At 66.2% G+C, this 14,984-nt stretch carries 8 protein-coding genes and 5 pseudogenes; 6 read left to right on the top strand and 7 right to left on the bottom strand.

All coding sequences use genetic code 11. The features are described from left to right. Positions 1-349: 349 nt before the first annotated feature. The 4 genes and pseudogenes from E1182_RS32455 to E1182_RS22825 all read left to right on the top strand — a co-directional run. Positions 350-487 (top strand): annotated as a pseudogene (locus E1182_RS32455) (NAD(P)-binding domain-containing protein); the annotation flags it as partial. Further along, positions 488-592 (top strand): annotated as a pseudogene (locus E1182_RS32460) (transposase); the annotation flags it as partial. Between the two features lie 34 nt (positions 593-626). Continuing rightward, positions 627-950, top strand: a complete 324-nt coding sequence (locus tag E1182_RS32760; protein WP_256370851.1) for a transposase — start codon at positions 627-629, stop codon at positions 948-950. Between the two features lie 154 nt (positions 951-1,104). Then, positions 1,105-1,873 (top strand): annotated as a pseudogene (locus tag E1182_RS22825) (transposase family protein). Positions 1,874-1,880: 7 nt separating this feature from the next. On the opposite strand, the gene E1182_RS22830 reads toward E1182_RS22825, so the two are convergent. After that, complete coding sequence (locus tag E1182_RS22830; protein WP_132268738.1) at positions 1,881-3,029, bottom strand: hypothetical protein; 1,149 nt, start codon at positions 3,027-3,029, stop codon at positions 1,881-1,883. Between the two features lie 570 nt (positions 3,030-3,599). Between E1182_RS22830 and E1182_RS22835 the strand changes: the two are divergent. Next, positions 3,600-3,749 (top strand): annotated as a pseudogene (locus tag E1182_RS22835) (helix-turn-helix domain-containing protein); the annotation flags it as partial. A gap of 45 nt (positions 3,750-3,794) precedes the next feature. Here the strand turns inward: E1182_RS22835 and E1182_RS22840 are convergent. Beyond that, the gene (locus E1182_RS22840; protein WP_165942693.1) at positions 3,795-5,150 is read right to left on the bottom strand and encodes a family 43 glycosylhydrolase; all 1,356 of its coding nucleotides are present in this window, start codon (positions 5,148-5,150) and stop codon (positions 3,795-3,797) included. A gap of 71 nt (positions 5,151-5,221) precedes the next feature. On the opposite strand from E1182_RS22840, the pseudogene E1182_RS22850 reads away from it, so the two are divergent. Then, positions 5,222-6,173 (top strand): annotated as a pseudogene (locus E1182_RS22850) (IS5 family transposase). Between the two features lie 179 nt (positions 6,174-6,352). On the opposite strand, the gene E1182_RS22855 reads toward E1182_RS22850, so the two are convergent. The 5 genes from E1182_RS22855 to E1182_RS22875 all read right to left on the bottom strand — a co-directional run bounded on the left by E1182_RS22855 (position 6,353) and on the right by E1182_RS22875 (position 14,321). Then, on the bottom strand, positions 6,353-7,282 hold the full coding sequence (locus tag E1182_RS22855) for an Ig-like domain-containing protein (RefSeq protein WP_132268745.1): 930 nt from the start codon (positions 7,280-7,282) through the stop codon (positions 6,353-6,355). Between the two features lie 697 nt (positions 7,283-7,979). Continuing rightward, positions 7,980-9,467: a GDSL-type esterase/lipase family protein gene (locus E1182_RS22860; protein ID WP_207921487.1), complete on the bottom strand. Its 1,488-nt coding sequence runs from the start codon at positions 9,465-9,467 to the stop codon at positions 7,980-7,982. 187 nt (positions 9,468-9,654) lie between these two features. Next, positions 9,655-11,082: a family 43 glycosylhydrolase gene (locus E1182_RS22865; protein WP_132268747.1), complete on the bottom strand. Its 1,428-nt coding sequence runs from the start codon at positions 11,080-11,082 to the stop codon at positions 9,655-9,657. Between the two features lie 430 nt (positions 11,083-11,512). Then, positions 11,513-12,964 (bottom strand): cellulase family glycosylhydrolase, encoded by a 1,452-nt coding sequence (locus E1182_RS22870; RefSeq protein WP_132268749.1) that lies wholly within the window; start codon positions 12,962-12,964, stop codon positions 11,513-11,515. An 85-nt stretch (positions 12,965-13,049) separates the two neighbouring features. Further along, positions 13,050-14,321, bottom strand: coding sequence for a carbohydrate-binding protein (locus E1182_RS22875; RefSeq protein ID WP_207914217.1), 1,272 nt, complete (start codon positions 14,319-14,321; stop codon positions 13,050-13,052). Between the last annotated feature and the right edge of the window lie 663 nt (positions 14,322-14,984).

Genomic DNA, 14,984 nt, shown 5'->3' on the forward strand with positions numbered 1-14,984 from the left:
CCGGCGGGAGATTCCCGTGAACGAGGGATGGCTGAATGCACGACGAGCCCACCGGATCGACACCGAAAGATCATCACCTACGGTGGAACACCGTCAACGACCGTCCTATTGCGCACGAGATCGTTAGTCGATCAGGCTACGGCATCGCGCAGGCGTGGGCTCATGTCTTGATGTGGGCGTCGGTCCTCTGCGGAGCGGCGACTCGGTGCGCGCGACGGGCCGCCGTCAGCGGGTGCCCTTGGTCGCTGCTCGCCCAGGGGCGCGGAGGCGACCACGTTTTGTCGCCCTGATCGTAGTGCCGGAACAAGCCAACTAACGATGCCTGGAGGTTGTCATAAACATTGCCATCATCGGGGCGGGGAACGTCGGCGGTGCGATCGCGCGCGGCGCGGCGCGGGCAGGCCACCGGGTGGTGGTCACCGCAAACGACCCGCAGCACGCCCGTCAGGTTGCCGAGGAGGTTGGCGGTGCCGCGGCGGCGAGCGCCGAAAGTTTGAACGCCCGGTTCCGGCAAGCCGCCCGCCGGCGCGGGCACTTCCCGACCGAGCAGGCCGCGATGAAGATCCTCTACCTCGTCGCCAACAGAAACGCCGGGGCGGCGGGAGCATCACCGGCCGGGTCTACGGTTGGGCCAAGGCCCTCAACGCCCTGATCCTCGCCTACAGCGACCGGATCGCCATCTAACAACCTCGATCACACCACAGGCCCAAACACGGAAATCGACACACTCCCACGCCTGGATCGACCGCGCCCGTCACGCCGGATACGCCGAACTGCGCGGCTTCGCCGCCGGCCTGGCCAGCGACCGCGACGCCGTCGTCGCCGGCCTTGCCCAGCTATGGAGCTCGGGCCCGGTCGAGGGCCAGGTCAACCGCATCAAGACGATCAAGCGACAGATGTACGGCCGCGCGAACCTCGACCTCCTCCGCAAACGCGTCCTGGCCACCTGATGAGCCGCTGCGAAGATCAATCACAGAATGAGCCTTTTCCAAGCTGGTCTTGTAGCTCAGGGTAGGTGTGGCAGCACAGGAGATCGACGAGGGCGAGGCTCCAGGTAAGACAGCAGTCGACCAAAACCCGATGCCCCGACCGGGAGCCTCGCCTGTGCTGTCTTACCCGTCCACGATCCCGCTGTCCAGCCGGACCCTGAACCACCTCGCCGACTGTATCCGCAGCCACCGCCAACAGCGTCGATCGAGGTGGCGGCGTCTCGACCCGGGCCGTCAGGCCCACCTGCGCAACGGCGACACCTACACGCGCCTCGCCGCCGGCTTCGAAGTCGGAGTGGCTACCGCCTGGCGGTACGTGCAGGAGGCGATCGCCGTGCTCGCTGCCGCCGCCGAGGACCTGGCCGCTGCCATGCAGCGGATCCGGCGGCTGGCGTACGCGATCCTGGACGGCACGCTGATTCCGATCGACCGCATCGCCGATCAGAAGCCGTACTACTCCGGTAAGCACAAAACGGCACGGGGTGAACGTGCAGGTCATCGCCGATGCCGCTGGCCGGCTTGTCTGGGCCTCGCCTGCCCTACCCGGCAGCGTGCACGACCTGACCGCCGCCCGTATCCACGGCATCATCGATGCGCTGACGAGCGCGAAGGTGATGACCTTCGGCGACAAGGGCTACCAGGGCGCCCGCGGCAGCGTGCGGACACCGTTCAAACGGCGCCGCTTCCGGCCGGAGCTGTCACGCCGGCAGAAGGCGGTCAACCGGGCGCACGCGAAGACCCGCGCCCCCGGCGAACGAGCCGTCTCCACGCTCAAGGCCTGGAAGATCCTGACGAAGCTACGCTGCTGCCCACGCCGAGCAACCACCATCGTGCAGGCCGTCCTCGTCCTCCACCACATCGAGACGAACCGCTACGCAGGATGAAAAGGGTTCATTGGACGACGCACGTGCGCTGGTATTCTTCGCAGTGCTCGAGCCACTTCCTGGCGGTCTGCTCGTCGGTTTGATATTTCTCCAAAAGGATTTGCATGCCCTCCTCGCCCGATATGTCTACGATCGCCTTCCGGACTTTCTCGACGTTGCCCGCGAAATAAGCCTCTTCCCAAGCGCTCTGATCGAGTTTGGCGACATCCATGATCGTGGTGAATACCCCAACGTTCCACATGTAGATGTTTTGGTTGTACTTAATGTTGTGCTGCTTGCACACGACCCGGCTGAAATGCTCGGTGGCGCCTTCGTTGAGGCAGTCTCCCAGTGCCTGCTTCCACGCCGGTGACGACAGCATGTGCATCGCCTCGTGGATGCAGGACGATACGTCGGTGTTGCGATCGCGGAGATACATGCGCTCGCCGTCGCAAAAGCCCAGTTTGGTGTCGACATCGGCAGCAATACAGTAGGCCAGATCGTTCAGATTTTCCTTACTTTCACCGCGGCTCGCGCGGGTGATCCGGAGAATGTAGGCGATGTATCGCCGGTTGAAGTCGCGCTCGTTGAGGACGCTGAGCCGGTCATGCAGGACCTTGGCGATGCCCTCCTTCGTGAACCGCGGCTTGTGTAGCGGTGTCGTGCCGATAGCGGTGATCGCCTTCGTCAGGATGGCGTCAGGGGCACCCGTCGGGACGCCCTCTGTTGCCCGTTTCGCGTAGCGTTCGATGGTCGTTGCGAGCTGGTCACCGAACGCTTTGATCAACATGATCCATTCGAGCTCGGTGGTGCCGGGTAGATGGGTGTCGAACCATCCCGCCGCGTGTGCCCGCACAGGCTCGGGAAGGGCCGCTATCTTGGCGTAGCACATTACGGCGTCGTCGGCGATGCGCGCCATCGCCATCATCTGTGCCTGGTGTTTGGCCGGCGCCGCGTCGGCGACGGTTTTGACAAGGGTCAGTACCGGTGGGATCAGTTGGGCGGCGGCGAGCTGCGGAAAATCGACGACGTCAAGCAGGGCCCTCTTCGTCTTTGCGAGATACTCGTCGATCTCCGGGTCGTTGGAGCGCAGCTTTTCCTTCAGTTCCATGAGATCGGTCGCCAGGAGGTCGAGCCCTTTGTGCACCACCTCGACCAGGCTGCCCGGCTTGTCCAACTTTTGCTCGAATCCGAAGGCGGAAGGATCAAATGGGTGCATGGGTTGCCCACTTTCTCGCGCGGTCCGACAGGCCCACCCAGCATGAGGGCCACAAGGTGTGCGGAAATACCTCCAGTCGCGCTTCGGACAGCGCGGGGTGCGGCGTTAAAGATCATGATGTGCGACATGAACCGCACAAATGTCCGCTACTTCTTGAGGAATTCGGCCAGGACCGTGTTGAATCGGTCCGGCTCCTCGGCGAACGGCGCGTGTCCGCTATTGTCGAAGCGCAGGGCTTCGGCATTCGGCAGGGCGCTGGCCAGTCACCCCGCGAGGTCGCCGGGGAAGACCTTGCTTCGTAAGCAACGAGGCTCCCGGACAGGGCTGTCGTTCTTGGTCGACTGCTGTCCTACCGGGAGCCTCGTCCTATCTGGAGCACCGACACGCCGCCCTTCACCAGGCCATCCGCGCACCAGGCCACGATGAAAAGGGTTCAATGTATGCCAGAGCCTGAACTCGGACCCCCTATCGGCGGATGAATGGTGACCCCTTCCGGGACTGGCTCGTTTGGCGGGCCGGAGGAAGGGTGTGATCACGGTGGCAGACTGGGCTGAGATCCGCCGCCTTCATCGGGCGGAGCAGATGCCGATCAAGGCGATCGCGCGGATGCTGGGGATCTCGAAGAACACGGTGCGTCGGGCGGTGCGTTCTGATGGGCCGCCAAAGTATCAGCGAGCGTCACCGCCAGCTCCCGACGACCTGCCGTCAGGGGCTTGCGGAGGGTTATTCCCCGGACGGTACGGGGAGGGCGACACCGGTCCGCACCGGCGTACCGAGGTTCGGTGTGCCGTCAGCGTTCCAGGAGACTTTTTGTACCCGGGTGGTACGCGTCGTGCCGCAGCCCTGCGACGCCGAGCTGTTGGCGTGGTAGGCGATCCAGGTCTCGGTGCCATCAGGTGAGGTGAAGAACGAGTGGTGGCCGGGGCCGTAGACTCCGTTCGCGTCGTTGCGCTGGAAGATCGGGTTGGGGAACTTCGTCCAGGAACCGGCGGCCAGTGGGTCGCCGCCCCGGTATTCCAGCATGCCGATCTTGTAGTTCGGTCCGCCGCAGTAGCTGGCCGAGTAGGTCAGGAACGTGCGCCCATTGTGTTGCAACAGGAACGACCCTTCGTTGACGGCCCCCTCCTGCCGTTCCCAGGCCAGGGTCGGGGCCGAGATCCGGCTCCCGAACGCGGCGGCTGTCCACGGGTTCGTCATCGGTGCGATGAACAGTGACTGCAACCTGTCCGAGCCAAACGCCGAGAACGTCATGTACAGGGTGTTGTTCAGCCGGATCGGGGCCGCGTCGATGGCCCAGCCGTTGTTGGGCATCAGGTTGAGGATCCCGCGGATGGTGTACGGGCCGAGCGGGTCGGCTCCGGCGCTTTCGGCGACATGCGTACGCCGGGGCAGGTCGCCTTGTTCGACGGAGTAGTACAGGTACCACCGGTTGTTGATGAGCTCCAGGTGCGGGGCCCACATCGTGTTCCCGCCGGTACGGACGACTACCTGCTCTGCCGCCGTACGGAGCCCGGCGATCGTGGCTGAGCGGCGCATCACCACGCTGGCGGTCCAGGTCGTGGCGACGTAGTAGTAGAACCCGTTGTGGAACACCAAGGTCGGGTCGGCGCTGTTCGGGGGACCCACCACCGGGTTGGTGAACGTCGGGCCGCCAGCACCGACCTCGAGATGGTCTACATTGGGCAGACCATTCGACGTGGTCGCCGCTAATCGGATCGTGTTGCTGCCCGCATTCGCGTTCACGGTAAGGTTCTTGGTGACCCACGTGCTCCACGCACCGGTGCCCTCGAACGACGGCGTCTGCACCGTGGTCCCGTTGACCGCCAGGCTCGCCGGACGGGTGGTGGTGCCGTTGGCAAACCGGATCCCTAGCGTGACACTGCCGGCCGTGGCAACGTTCACCGTGAACTGCACGGCAGCCCCGGTCGCATTGGTCGTGTTACAAAACCCGCTCCCGGAGTACCCGGACCAATCCGAGTCGATCGTCCCCTCACAGGTGGCCGGGGAGGTCTCCGCCTCATACCGCGTTGTCGCGGCCGACGCCTCCGGCAAACCGACAGCCGCCCCGGCGGCGACCACGCTAGGGCCTGTGTCGAAGTCGGCGGTGGTGGCTGAGTTGGTGTGACTGCTTGGCGTGTCGAAGATCAGAAATGGGTGAGGTCTCCGGTAGATGGTTCAGCGACCAAGCAGAACCTGAAACCGGAGACCTCGTGGACACCCTAGCGGTGACGAGGCGGTTCGACCTGACCGACGAGCAGTGGGCGGTGCTGCAGCCGTTGCTGCCGACGCCGAAGCGGCCGGGTCGACCGTCATCGTGGAGCAGGCGGCAGTTGATTGATGGGATCCGGTGGCGGATCCGGGTGGGAGCCCGTGGCGGGACGTGCCACCGCAGTATGGGTCCTGGTCGGCGGTGTATGCCTTGTTCCGGCGGTGGCAGCGTGACGGGACATGGCAGCAGGTGCTCACCGCACTGCAGGCACTCGCCGACGCGGCCGGGCGGATCACCTGGGACGTCAGTGTCGACTCCACCAGCGCCCGGGCCCATCAGCATGCGGCCGGGGCGAGGAAAAGGGGGATCTGCAGGCCGAACCACCTGGTGGAGTCAGTGTCGAGCCTGCTGATCACGCGCTCGGACGCTCCCGCGGTGGGTTGACCACGAAGCTGCACCTGGGCTGCGAGCAAGGCCAGAAACCCCTCGCGATCGTGCTGACCGCCGGGCAACGAGGCGACAGCCCGCAGTTCATCCCGGTCCTGACCGCCATCCGCGTCCCTCGCCTGGTAACCGGCCGTCCCAGGACCCGCCCGGACCGGGTCTTGGCCGACAAGGCGTACACATCGAAAGCCAACCGGGCCTACCTGCGCCGGCGTGGCATCACCGCGACCATCCCGAGCAAGGCCGACCAGGACGCCCACCGGCGGGCCAAGGGTTCCAAGGGCGGCCGGCCACCGGCCTTCGATCCATACGTCTACCAGCAGCGTCACGCCGTGGAGTGCGGCATCAACCGCCTCAAGCGCAACCGGGCCGTGGCCACCCGCTTCGACAAACTCGCGGTCCGCTACGAAGCCACCATCCACCTCGCTGCCATCAACGAGTGGCTGTGAACGACTTCGACACAGGCCCTAGCGGCAGCGCCTAGAACAACGCCGACACGCCAACGAGACCGGCCCGCAAGCCGCACACTTGTCACGTTCATCCACCTCTCTCTGCTTGTTGCGCTCCTGGTTGACGTCGTCGCTACGCGTGATGTGGTGCCGACCGTCCAGCCCCGATGAGGATGGGGCTATGTGACCTCGACCGTTGCCTTCACAGCCGTCATCGTGGTTCCTTTACCGCTGCCGAGGCTGGTGACGTTCGCGGTGCCGTTCACTGTGAAGGTGCCTGGCGTGGCGTAGCTCTCCGGGTTGATGGCACTCCAGGTGACCTTGACGGTCGAGCGGACACCCGTGCGCAGGTCGAGGCTTCTCACGGTTGTGGGGAGCGCGGGAGCCACACGCGCCCGCGTCGGGGCAAAGACGTGGCTCTCAACGACGTTCTTGGCGAACGCGTCGTTCCAAACCTTGAACGAGGCCCGCAACGTGCCGTTTGCACCCGACCCCGTTCCGAAGACGCTGGTGCCAGCCCACGGCCACACACCGGTGCCCGCGTTGTCGGGTATGTCGTTGATCGTCTTCATGGCGGCCATCGTGTCGCCCCCCTGCGACTGCACCGTATGGGTGAAGCCCACCGGATGATTCGGATCTGACAACGCATCGGTGACCCTGCCACTCGACGGCGGAGACATCTCGGCGATGTTGAGCTTCACACCTGGCAGAACCTTTGCGATCTCGACGAGATTGCGCTGCACGACCGCGTAACTCCCGTGCCAGTCCGGGCCGATCCGGTCGACCATGCCGCTCATGTTGCTTAGGTCACCGGAGAATGTGTTTACCAACGTCATCACCTTCGCGAAAGCCTGGTTTGGGTCACGCACCACCTTGCCGGTGGGCGCTCGCTCGATGACCTTGAACGCGAAATGCAGCATGCCCTGAATGTGCGTGCCTCTGGTCGCGTTGACTTGTTTGATCGCGCGGTTCCCGGCATCGACCCGGATCCCGGACGACGGGACGTGGTCGTCGTCCGCCAGAGCGGTCTGGCGCACCGAGGTTGCCGCGGACGAACGCGGTTCTCGGTGCCTGCCGGGCGCTGCGTGATCACATACCTCCTTGATCATCAGGCGCCTCGGTCCGCGGGGCAGCCCCGCTAAGCGCGGCGCACCTCACCACTGTGAGCGCTCACATTCATATATATCAACGAGTGTTACCGCCGGACATCTAATTGTCAACGGACAGACGCCGAGCACCATGGCATAGCCGTCGAGCGGGCAGGCCGAGCCGGGGCGCTCGCCCGGTCCGAGCGACGCAGCGCCGGCTGCAGGTCCTCGCCGGTTCATTCGACGGGCCTGCGGGACAGCGGCACCGTCGGCCTGTCCACTTCGACCCTTCCGCCGTCCGGCGGCACGCCCGTGCGGCTACTGGCGGAGGCGTTCGCGGTGGTGCACGACGACGGCGAGTCGGACGATGGTGAAAGACCGACCGGTGTGGCTCTTCACGTTGCCGCTGATCGCGTGGCCGCCGGATACGTGCGATCGCGGTCGCTAACACGCTGCTCATGGCCGCCGCCGGCCGCCGACTGGACATGTGAGCAATCCGCCTGAGCGGCGCCACCTGGCGCCAGGTGACCTGGGTCGTCACGGCCGAGGCTGCCGTGGTAGTCGTCAGCGGCGCGGTGCTGGGTGGTGGAATTGCCTTCCTGGCCCCGCGCAGCTTTGACCGGTCCGTCAAAGGCGCGCGCTGGCGCGGCTCTGGCCAACTCGACGTCGCCCCGGCAGGCCCGGCGCGTCGTGCCGCGCCCGGCCGCCACGGATGGGGTCAGCGCAGGTAGCTGACCAAGGAGAGGTTGCGTTCGCGGATGCCTTCGACGACCAGGTCGGCCATCCTGCCGGCGCCGTACTCGGAGAAGTGGGTGTTGTCGGTGACGCCGTCGACCGACTGGCGCAGGTACAGCTGGGCGGAGTTGGTCGGGCCCATGGACTCGACCAGGGCCTCGCTCTTGGCGGTCAGGTCGATCACTGGCACGCCCAGCGAGGAACCGAGGCTGCGCATCTCGGCGGGCAGGTCTACGCCGACACCATTGATGTGCCGGGCGGTGGCGTCGAGTTGGTTGCCGTCGAACCGCCGCCGCACCGGTGGGGTGACCAGGACGGGTACGCCGCCCCTGGCGCGCACCTGGTTGATCATCGTCGTGAGGTTACCGCGGAAGGCTGAGGCGGTCGTGGACTTGTCGTTGTGGCCGAACTGGATCAGCACCAGGTCGTTGCTTTTGATCAACGGTCGCATCGTGGGGAACAGTGCCGAGTTGTTCAGGAAGCTGCCCGAGCTTTCGCCCGAGTCGCCGTAATTGGCGACCACCGCGCCGGTGGACACGCGCGTGGGCAGGACCTGCCCCCACCCGGTGTACGGGGCGGTCATCTGATCGCACACCGTGGAGTCGCCGGCCAGGTAGGCCACAAGCGGGTTGCCGGCCGGCTGGACGGTCAGCCCTGAAAGCTTGGGCGCGGAACCAGCGAACGTGATGCTCAGGCCGGAGGTGCCGGTGCCACCCTGCCCGGTGGGCTGGCCTTCCGGCTGTCGCACGTTGATGGTGAACACGTACTGCGTGATGGTGCCCGCGGCGGTCGTGACCGCCGGCAGGATCCGCCGGCGGGCCTCCACGGACATTGACGTGTTGCCGGCCGAGGCGCGGTCACCGATCCACGCGGTCACCGTGTAGTTGCCGGGCGATACCCCGAAGTGGCAGGTGATCGGCGAACTGCCGGTGCACTGGGCGGGCCGGCCCGGCGGGGAGGCGGTCGCGGAGGGCGAGGGCGATGCGCCGACCTCGACGTCGAGATAGTCGATGTTGGCCAGGCCGTTCGCGGTGGTCGGGCTCAACCGGATCGTGTTGCTGCCCGCGTTCAGCGACGCGGTCAGGGTCGTCGTGGCCCATGTCGTCCACGCGCCGGTGCCGTTGAACGCGACGCCCGACTGCGCGACGGTGCCGTTGAGGAGCACGTCGGCCGGTCGGTTGGCGGTGGCGCCGTTGGCGTACCGGACGGCGATCGTCGCCGTGCCAGCGGCGGACGCGGTCACGGTGAACTGGGCCGCCGCCCCCGCCCTGCTGTTGCCGTTGCAAAAGCCGCTGCCGGAGTAGCCGGTGTGGTTGGACTCGATGACACCGTCGCATGTGGCCGGCGCCGTTTCGGCCTCGTAGCGAGTCACTGCCGCGGAAGCCACGGCGGCGGTGAGCACCGCGGCACCCGTCACCGCCATGGCCGTGCAGGCGGATAGCAGCGCGGCGCGCTGTCTACGTGAAAGCATGATGATCTCCAGAGTCGGACGATGACGAGACCCGCTACGGACCTCGATTTCTTACTTGAGATGGGCACCCGCACCAAGCGGGAACGCCGCGCCGTGCACGGCCGAGAGAAGACAAGGTCGTTTTCATGGGGAACATTTTTTTTATCGATCTGTTGCGCGACGAGCCTGCCGGCGGGGACCGCGCTGGCTACTCCAGGTAGAAGGTGGCGTCCGCGAGGTCGGCGGCGGTGCTCAACGGCTGCGCGTAGAGCGCGTAGTTGTAGTGGCGGAGGTAGCGTCCCGGGGCGCTCATCGACTCGAAGCTCACCGCGGCCGGGTCGGACTGGCCTGCCCGCCGGGTGAAGCTCGCGCCATTCTTGAACCCTGTCGTGCCGTCGTTCTTGTCCAGCCAGATCTCGTTGTTTCGGTTCCGCAGGTAGTAGCCGGGGTTGCTGGTCGACTCCAGCGACACTGTGCCGCTGCCAGCTAGTCCGGTGACCATGCGGAACTGCGACTCGGCCAGGTTCGTCATGTCCGCGTCGATTCGCCCGCGGAACGAGACGTGCCGGATGAACCGGTCCGGGAAGTTGTACGACCTGAACCGGTACGGCGTCGCCCCGTCCGGCACCGGGGTGCCGAAGTTCGGTGTGCCGTCGGCGTTCCAGTACAGCTTCTGGATTCGGGTCCGCCGGTTCGGGTCGTTCAGCGGGTCGCCGCTGATGTCCCTGTAGCTGCGGTCGTGGTAGACCAGTATGTCGCTCTGCCCGTCCTCGGAGACCGTGAACGAGTTATGGCCCGGGCCGTACTGGCTGGTCGCGGCGTTGGTCCTGAACACCGGCTGCTGCTTCTTGCTCCATGACGCCGGGTTCATCAGGTTGCTGGACGCCGACGCGGTCAGCATTCCCAGGCAGTAGTTGCTGTCCGTGGCGCTGGCCGAGTAGGTCAGGAACACCTTGCCGTTGCGGATGAGCACCGATGGGCCTTCGTTGACCTTGTACCCGATCGTCTCCCACGACAGGGTCGGCACGCTGAGCCGTACCGGAGTGCCGGAGATCGTCCACGGGTTGCTCATCGGCGCCAGGTACAGGTTGCTGTTGCCGCTGATCGCCGGGTCCTGCTGGGCCCAGGACAGGTAGCGGATGCCGTTGTGCGAGAAGGTGGTCGCGTCCAGCGAGAACGTGTCCAGGTGGGTGACGATGCGCCCCTTCTCGACCCACGTACCGGTGAACGGGTCGGCGCTGCTGTTCTCCAGCACCCACATCCGGATCCGCCAGATGTCGTTGCTGCGGCCCGCGGCGAAGTAGATGTACCACTTGCCGTTGATGAAGTGGATCTCCGGCGCCCAGATGTGCGCACCCATGTCACCGCTGGCGTGCTTGCGCCAGATCACCGACTCGCTCGCGCTGGCCAACCCTTGCAGCGTCGTCGCCCGGCGCAGGATGATCCGGTCGTACTCCGGCGCCGTCGCGGTGAAGTAGTAGTAGCCGTCGGTGTGCCGGAAGATGTGCGGGTCGGCCCGCCGCGCGATCAGCGGGTTGCTGTACGTCACCGCCGGTGACGCCGACGCTGCGGATACGTCCAGCAGGCTTGCCGCCGCGCCCAGCGCGGGTACCGCGAGGAAAGTACGTCTACGCATCGATAACTCCTCCCTCAGACGGGTTGTAGCTGCCACTGCTGGCAGTTGTTCAGCCAGCTCCGCTGGCGTTCGTCGGCTACGTCGGCGTGCCGCAGTTGGCCACGTTGGCGACCTTGCCGCTGTTGGCGTACGCCGACGGCGTGGCCGCGGTTTCTGCGATACGGGCGGCAGGGCGGATCCCGTGATCCGGCTGTCAATGTCGCCAGCGCGTCCGCGGCACCGCCGGCCGGAATCAACGGGGGCCGCGGACGCGCTGTCCTTTCCAGGGGTCGGGTCGGGTTTCGCAGGCGGTGGTCAGGCACCGTGACTGCGACAGGACGTCAGGCGGCGCCGACGTGGAAGTAGTCCACATTGGGTAGCCCGGATGACGTGGTGGGATCCAACCGGATGGTGTTGCTGCCGAGCCATTGGCGGCCAGCAACCCGCCGCTTTACGTCAGTTCCAGGTAGTCGAGGTTCGGCAGGCCGTTGGCTGTGGTCGGATTCAGCCGGATCGTGTTGCTCCCCGCCCGCACCGGCACCACCACCGTCTTCGTGGTCCAGCCGGTCCAACCCCCCGTGCTCTCGAACGACACGGCTTGTGCCATCGACCCGTTCACCACCAGGTCCGCCGGCCGCGCTCCGGTCGTGCCATTGGCGAATCGGATCCCTAACGTTGCCGTACCCGCGCTCGCCGCGTCGATCGTGAACTGAGCGAACGCCCCCGTCGTGTTATCACCGTTACAGAACCCGGTACCCGAGTAACCCGACCAGTTCGAGTCGATGGAGCCCGTACACACTGCCGGGGAGGTCTCCGCCTCGTACCGAGGCGTCGTCGGCCGGTCGGAGCCCCAGCCGTGCCTGAGGCGGTCGGCGCCGGTGGAGTTGCGGATGCTCACGCTCAGGTTGGTGCCGCTGCCGTTGAGCGCGAACATGGAGTACCAGTCGTAGTTCTGTCCGGCGGTGATCTTGCCGCCCAGCGCGGGCCAGTAGACCGAGCCCATGCGCAGGTCGCGCAGGGAGTCGGTGTCCGCGCGGAGGTACCGGACGAAGTTGTCGGTGCTGCTCGCGTTGTTGTAGTTCAGGCCGGTATCCATCGGCGCACCGAACTCGGTCAGGATCGCACGCGAGGCGCAGTTGCCCAGCCGTTCCCGGAAGCTCTGGACCCAGCCGGCGTAGTCCTTCGTGCCGTAGAAGAACGCGTAGTGGTGGTAGGACAGCAGCGTCCCGTTGAGCCGGCTGTCGGCACAGACCGGCCTGATGTCCTGGCTGTAGCCGGTGCCGCCGACGAGGATCCGGCCCCTCGGGATCGACGGGCGAGCGTTGATCCACGAGGCGGCGAGGTTCGTCCACTCGGAGGCGCTGTAGCCGTGGGGTTCGTTCATCGGCTCGAAGTAGACCAGGCTGTTGGGGCCGTACTGGGTAGTCAGGGTGTTCCACATCGAGTTGAACGCCGCCGTGTTGGTGATCCGGCCGCCGGCCGCCGCTCCGTCCTCCCAGTAGGCGAGGATGACCTTGAACCCTCTGGCGGTCGCGGCGTCGATGGTGCCCCGGTAGGCGTTCCACCACGACGAGCTGACGGTGTGGGTGTTGACCGGCAGCCGGACGGTGTTGACGCCGAGTTGGCTCGCGAACCCGCTGTAGACGGCGTCCGCCTTGGCCCGTACGGTCGCGTAGCTGTCCGATTGGTTCAGCCCGTCGAGGACGAGGGGGACCTTCTTGAAGTTGTCGCCGGGCACGGCCCAGTTCACGCCCCGGAACTGGCTGGTGTCCGCGCTGGCCGGCGATGCGCTGGCTACGACGACGACCGGCAACACGGCCAGTGCGCTTAGAATGCCAACCAGAACGCGGCGGCGGGAACGAGGGCGAGCTGGCGCAAAATCCTTGGTACGGGTGAATGGCATGACGTTGACCCATCTCATGAATGCTTGCTGGTGAGCGCGACGGCTGTTGCCGGCAAACCTCGCGGTTGTTCGCGTGGGAGGCGGGCTACCGGACGTCGATGAAGTCGACATTCGGTAGTCCGGCCGCCGTCGTGGAAACCAGCCGGACGGTGTTGCTGCCAGCGTTCAGCGAGGCAGTCAAGGTCTTGGTGGACCATGTGCTCCACGTGCCCGTGCTCTCGAAGGAAACCGTCGCCACCGTGGATCCGTTGACGACCAGGCTCGCCGGGCGCGCGCTGCTGGTGCCGTTGGCGAACCGGACTCCGAGCGTTGCCGTGCCGGCCGCCACCGCGTTCACCGTGAGTTCGGAGTAAGCTCCCGCCGCCGCGCTGCCGTTGCAGAATCCGCTGCCGGAAAAGCCGGTGTGGTTGGAGTCGATCGTGCCCTGGCACACCGCCGGCGGGTTTTCCGCCTCGTACCGCTGCCCCGGCGGCGTGCCGAGGTTGGCTTCCCATCTGGTGTTGGGGCCGGCTGCGTCGGAGGGGAGGCGGTCGCGGGCGGCGGTGTCGCCGTACATGCTCCAGCGCGCCCAGTCCACGACCGTGGCCGGGAAGCGGCTGTCACTCCAAAAGCTGGTGTGGCTGCCGCCGACGAAGGTCAGGAACGCTTTCGGCGCGGGCATCTCCGTGTACGCCTGCCGGGCCGAGGAGTACTGCGTGGTCGAGTCCCGATCGCCGTGAACGAACAACACCTTGGCTTTGACCGAGCTGGCCGGGTTTCCCATGTCCACACAGGACTGTGGGTTGGCCGAGATAATCCGGCTGTCCGGCCAGGAGGTCAGCAGACCGTGCGTGGTCATGCCGCCCAGCGAGTGTCCCGACACGCCCACACCGATGCTGGTGTTGATGTGCCCGGCCAGCGGCCCACTGCCGTTGAGGGCCAGGGTCCGGGTCAGGATCTCCGAGACATCCTTGGAGGTGTTGCCGTTGTTGACATCACTGAAGTTGTGCTGGAAGTGCGGGGCCGGCACGATGAACCCGGCCGCGGCCAACGCCCGGATGATGAACAGCGAGTTCTGCGGACTGCTGCCATAGCCGTGGGTGAAGTTGTAGACCGGAAACACGCCCGCAGCGACGGGGGCATCGGTGACCGGGTTCCCGCCCGGGGCGCCGGTCGCCGGATAGTAGACATACGTGGTACACGGACGGCTACCCCGCGTCCAGTTGTACCGGCGCACGCCTACCCTGAACGGCGTGGTCGGCGCGGTGTCCAGGGCACCAACCGGTGCGGCGTGCGCCTGCCAGCCACCAAGCAGGGCCGCTCCTCCCACGGCCACCGCACCCGCGGCACCCGCCTTCAGAAACGTCCGTCGTTGCATCGACACAATGACTCCTTCGTGGGGTTAGACAGTTCGGGGGCCGGCCGCCCAGGTGCCGGTGTAGCGGATCGGGCACGCCACGTCCGGCAGGCCGGCGGCCTGGCGCTATGTCTGAGGTGGTCGCAGACCGTCCAGCCGCGATCGGGCTGGGGTCTTTGTGCTACTCGTCGCGGTTCGGTGCGCGTGAGAACGCGGCCGGATTGCGGGGCGGGACCTGGCCGTCACCCGCTAGAGCGGCTTGGCGTAGTGGGATTGCCGCAACGCGACCGCTTCACGCCTGTCAACGCGGCGTGATCACATGCCTCCTTGACCGTCGGGCGGCTCGGTCCGCGGTCGGCCCCGGTCAGCGCGGCCCTTGCCCAGAGTTAGTCGCCATTGCTGTGAGCGCTCACATCGATATGTGTCGACATATGTTACCGCCGGACAGCTAGTTGTCAACAGACGACGCCAGCACACCATGGCAGCCAGGCGGACGGGCCGATCACGGCCCTCGCTCCGATCCGAGCGACGCAAAGCCGCGAGACCGCCCAGGCCGCCTAGGGCCTGTGTCGAAGTCGGTGCCAGGGCTTGAGGTGGCTTGAAGATCTTCGCGTGTCGGAGATCGAAAACGAGTGAGGTCTCCGGTAGATGGTTCAGCGACCAAGCAGAACCTGAAAACCGGAG

Origin of the sequence: Micromonospora sp. KC721, from assembly GCF_004348355.1 — a bacterium.
Taxonomy (GTDB): Bacteria; Actinomycetota; Actinomycetes; order Mycobacteriales; family Micromonosporaceae; genus Micromonospora.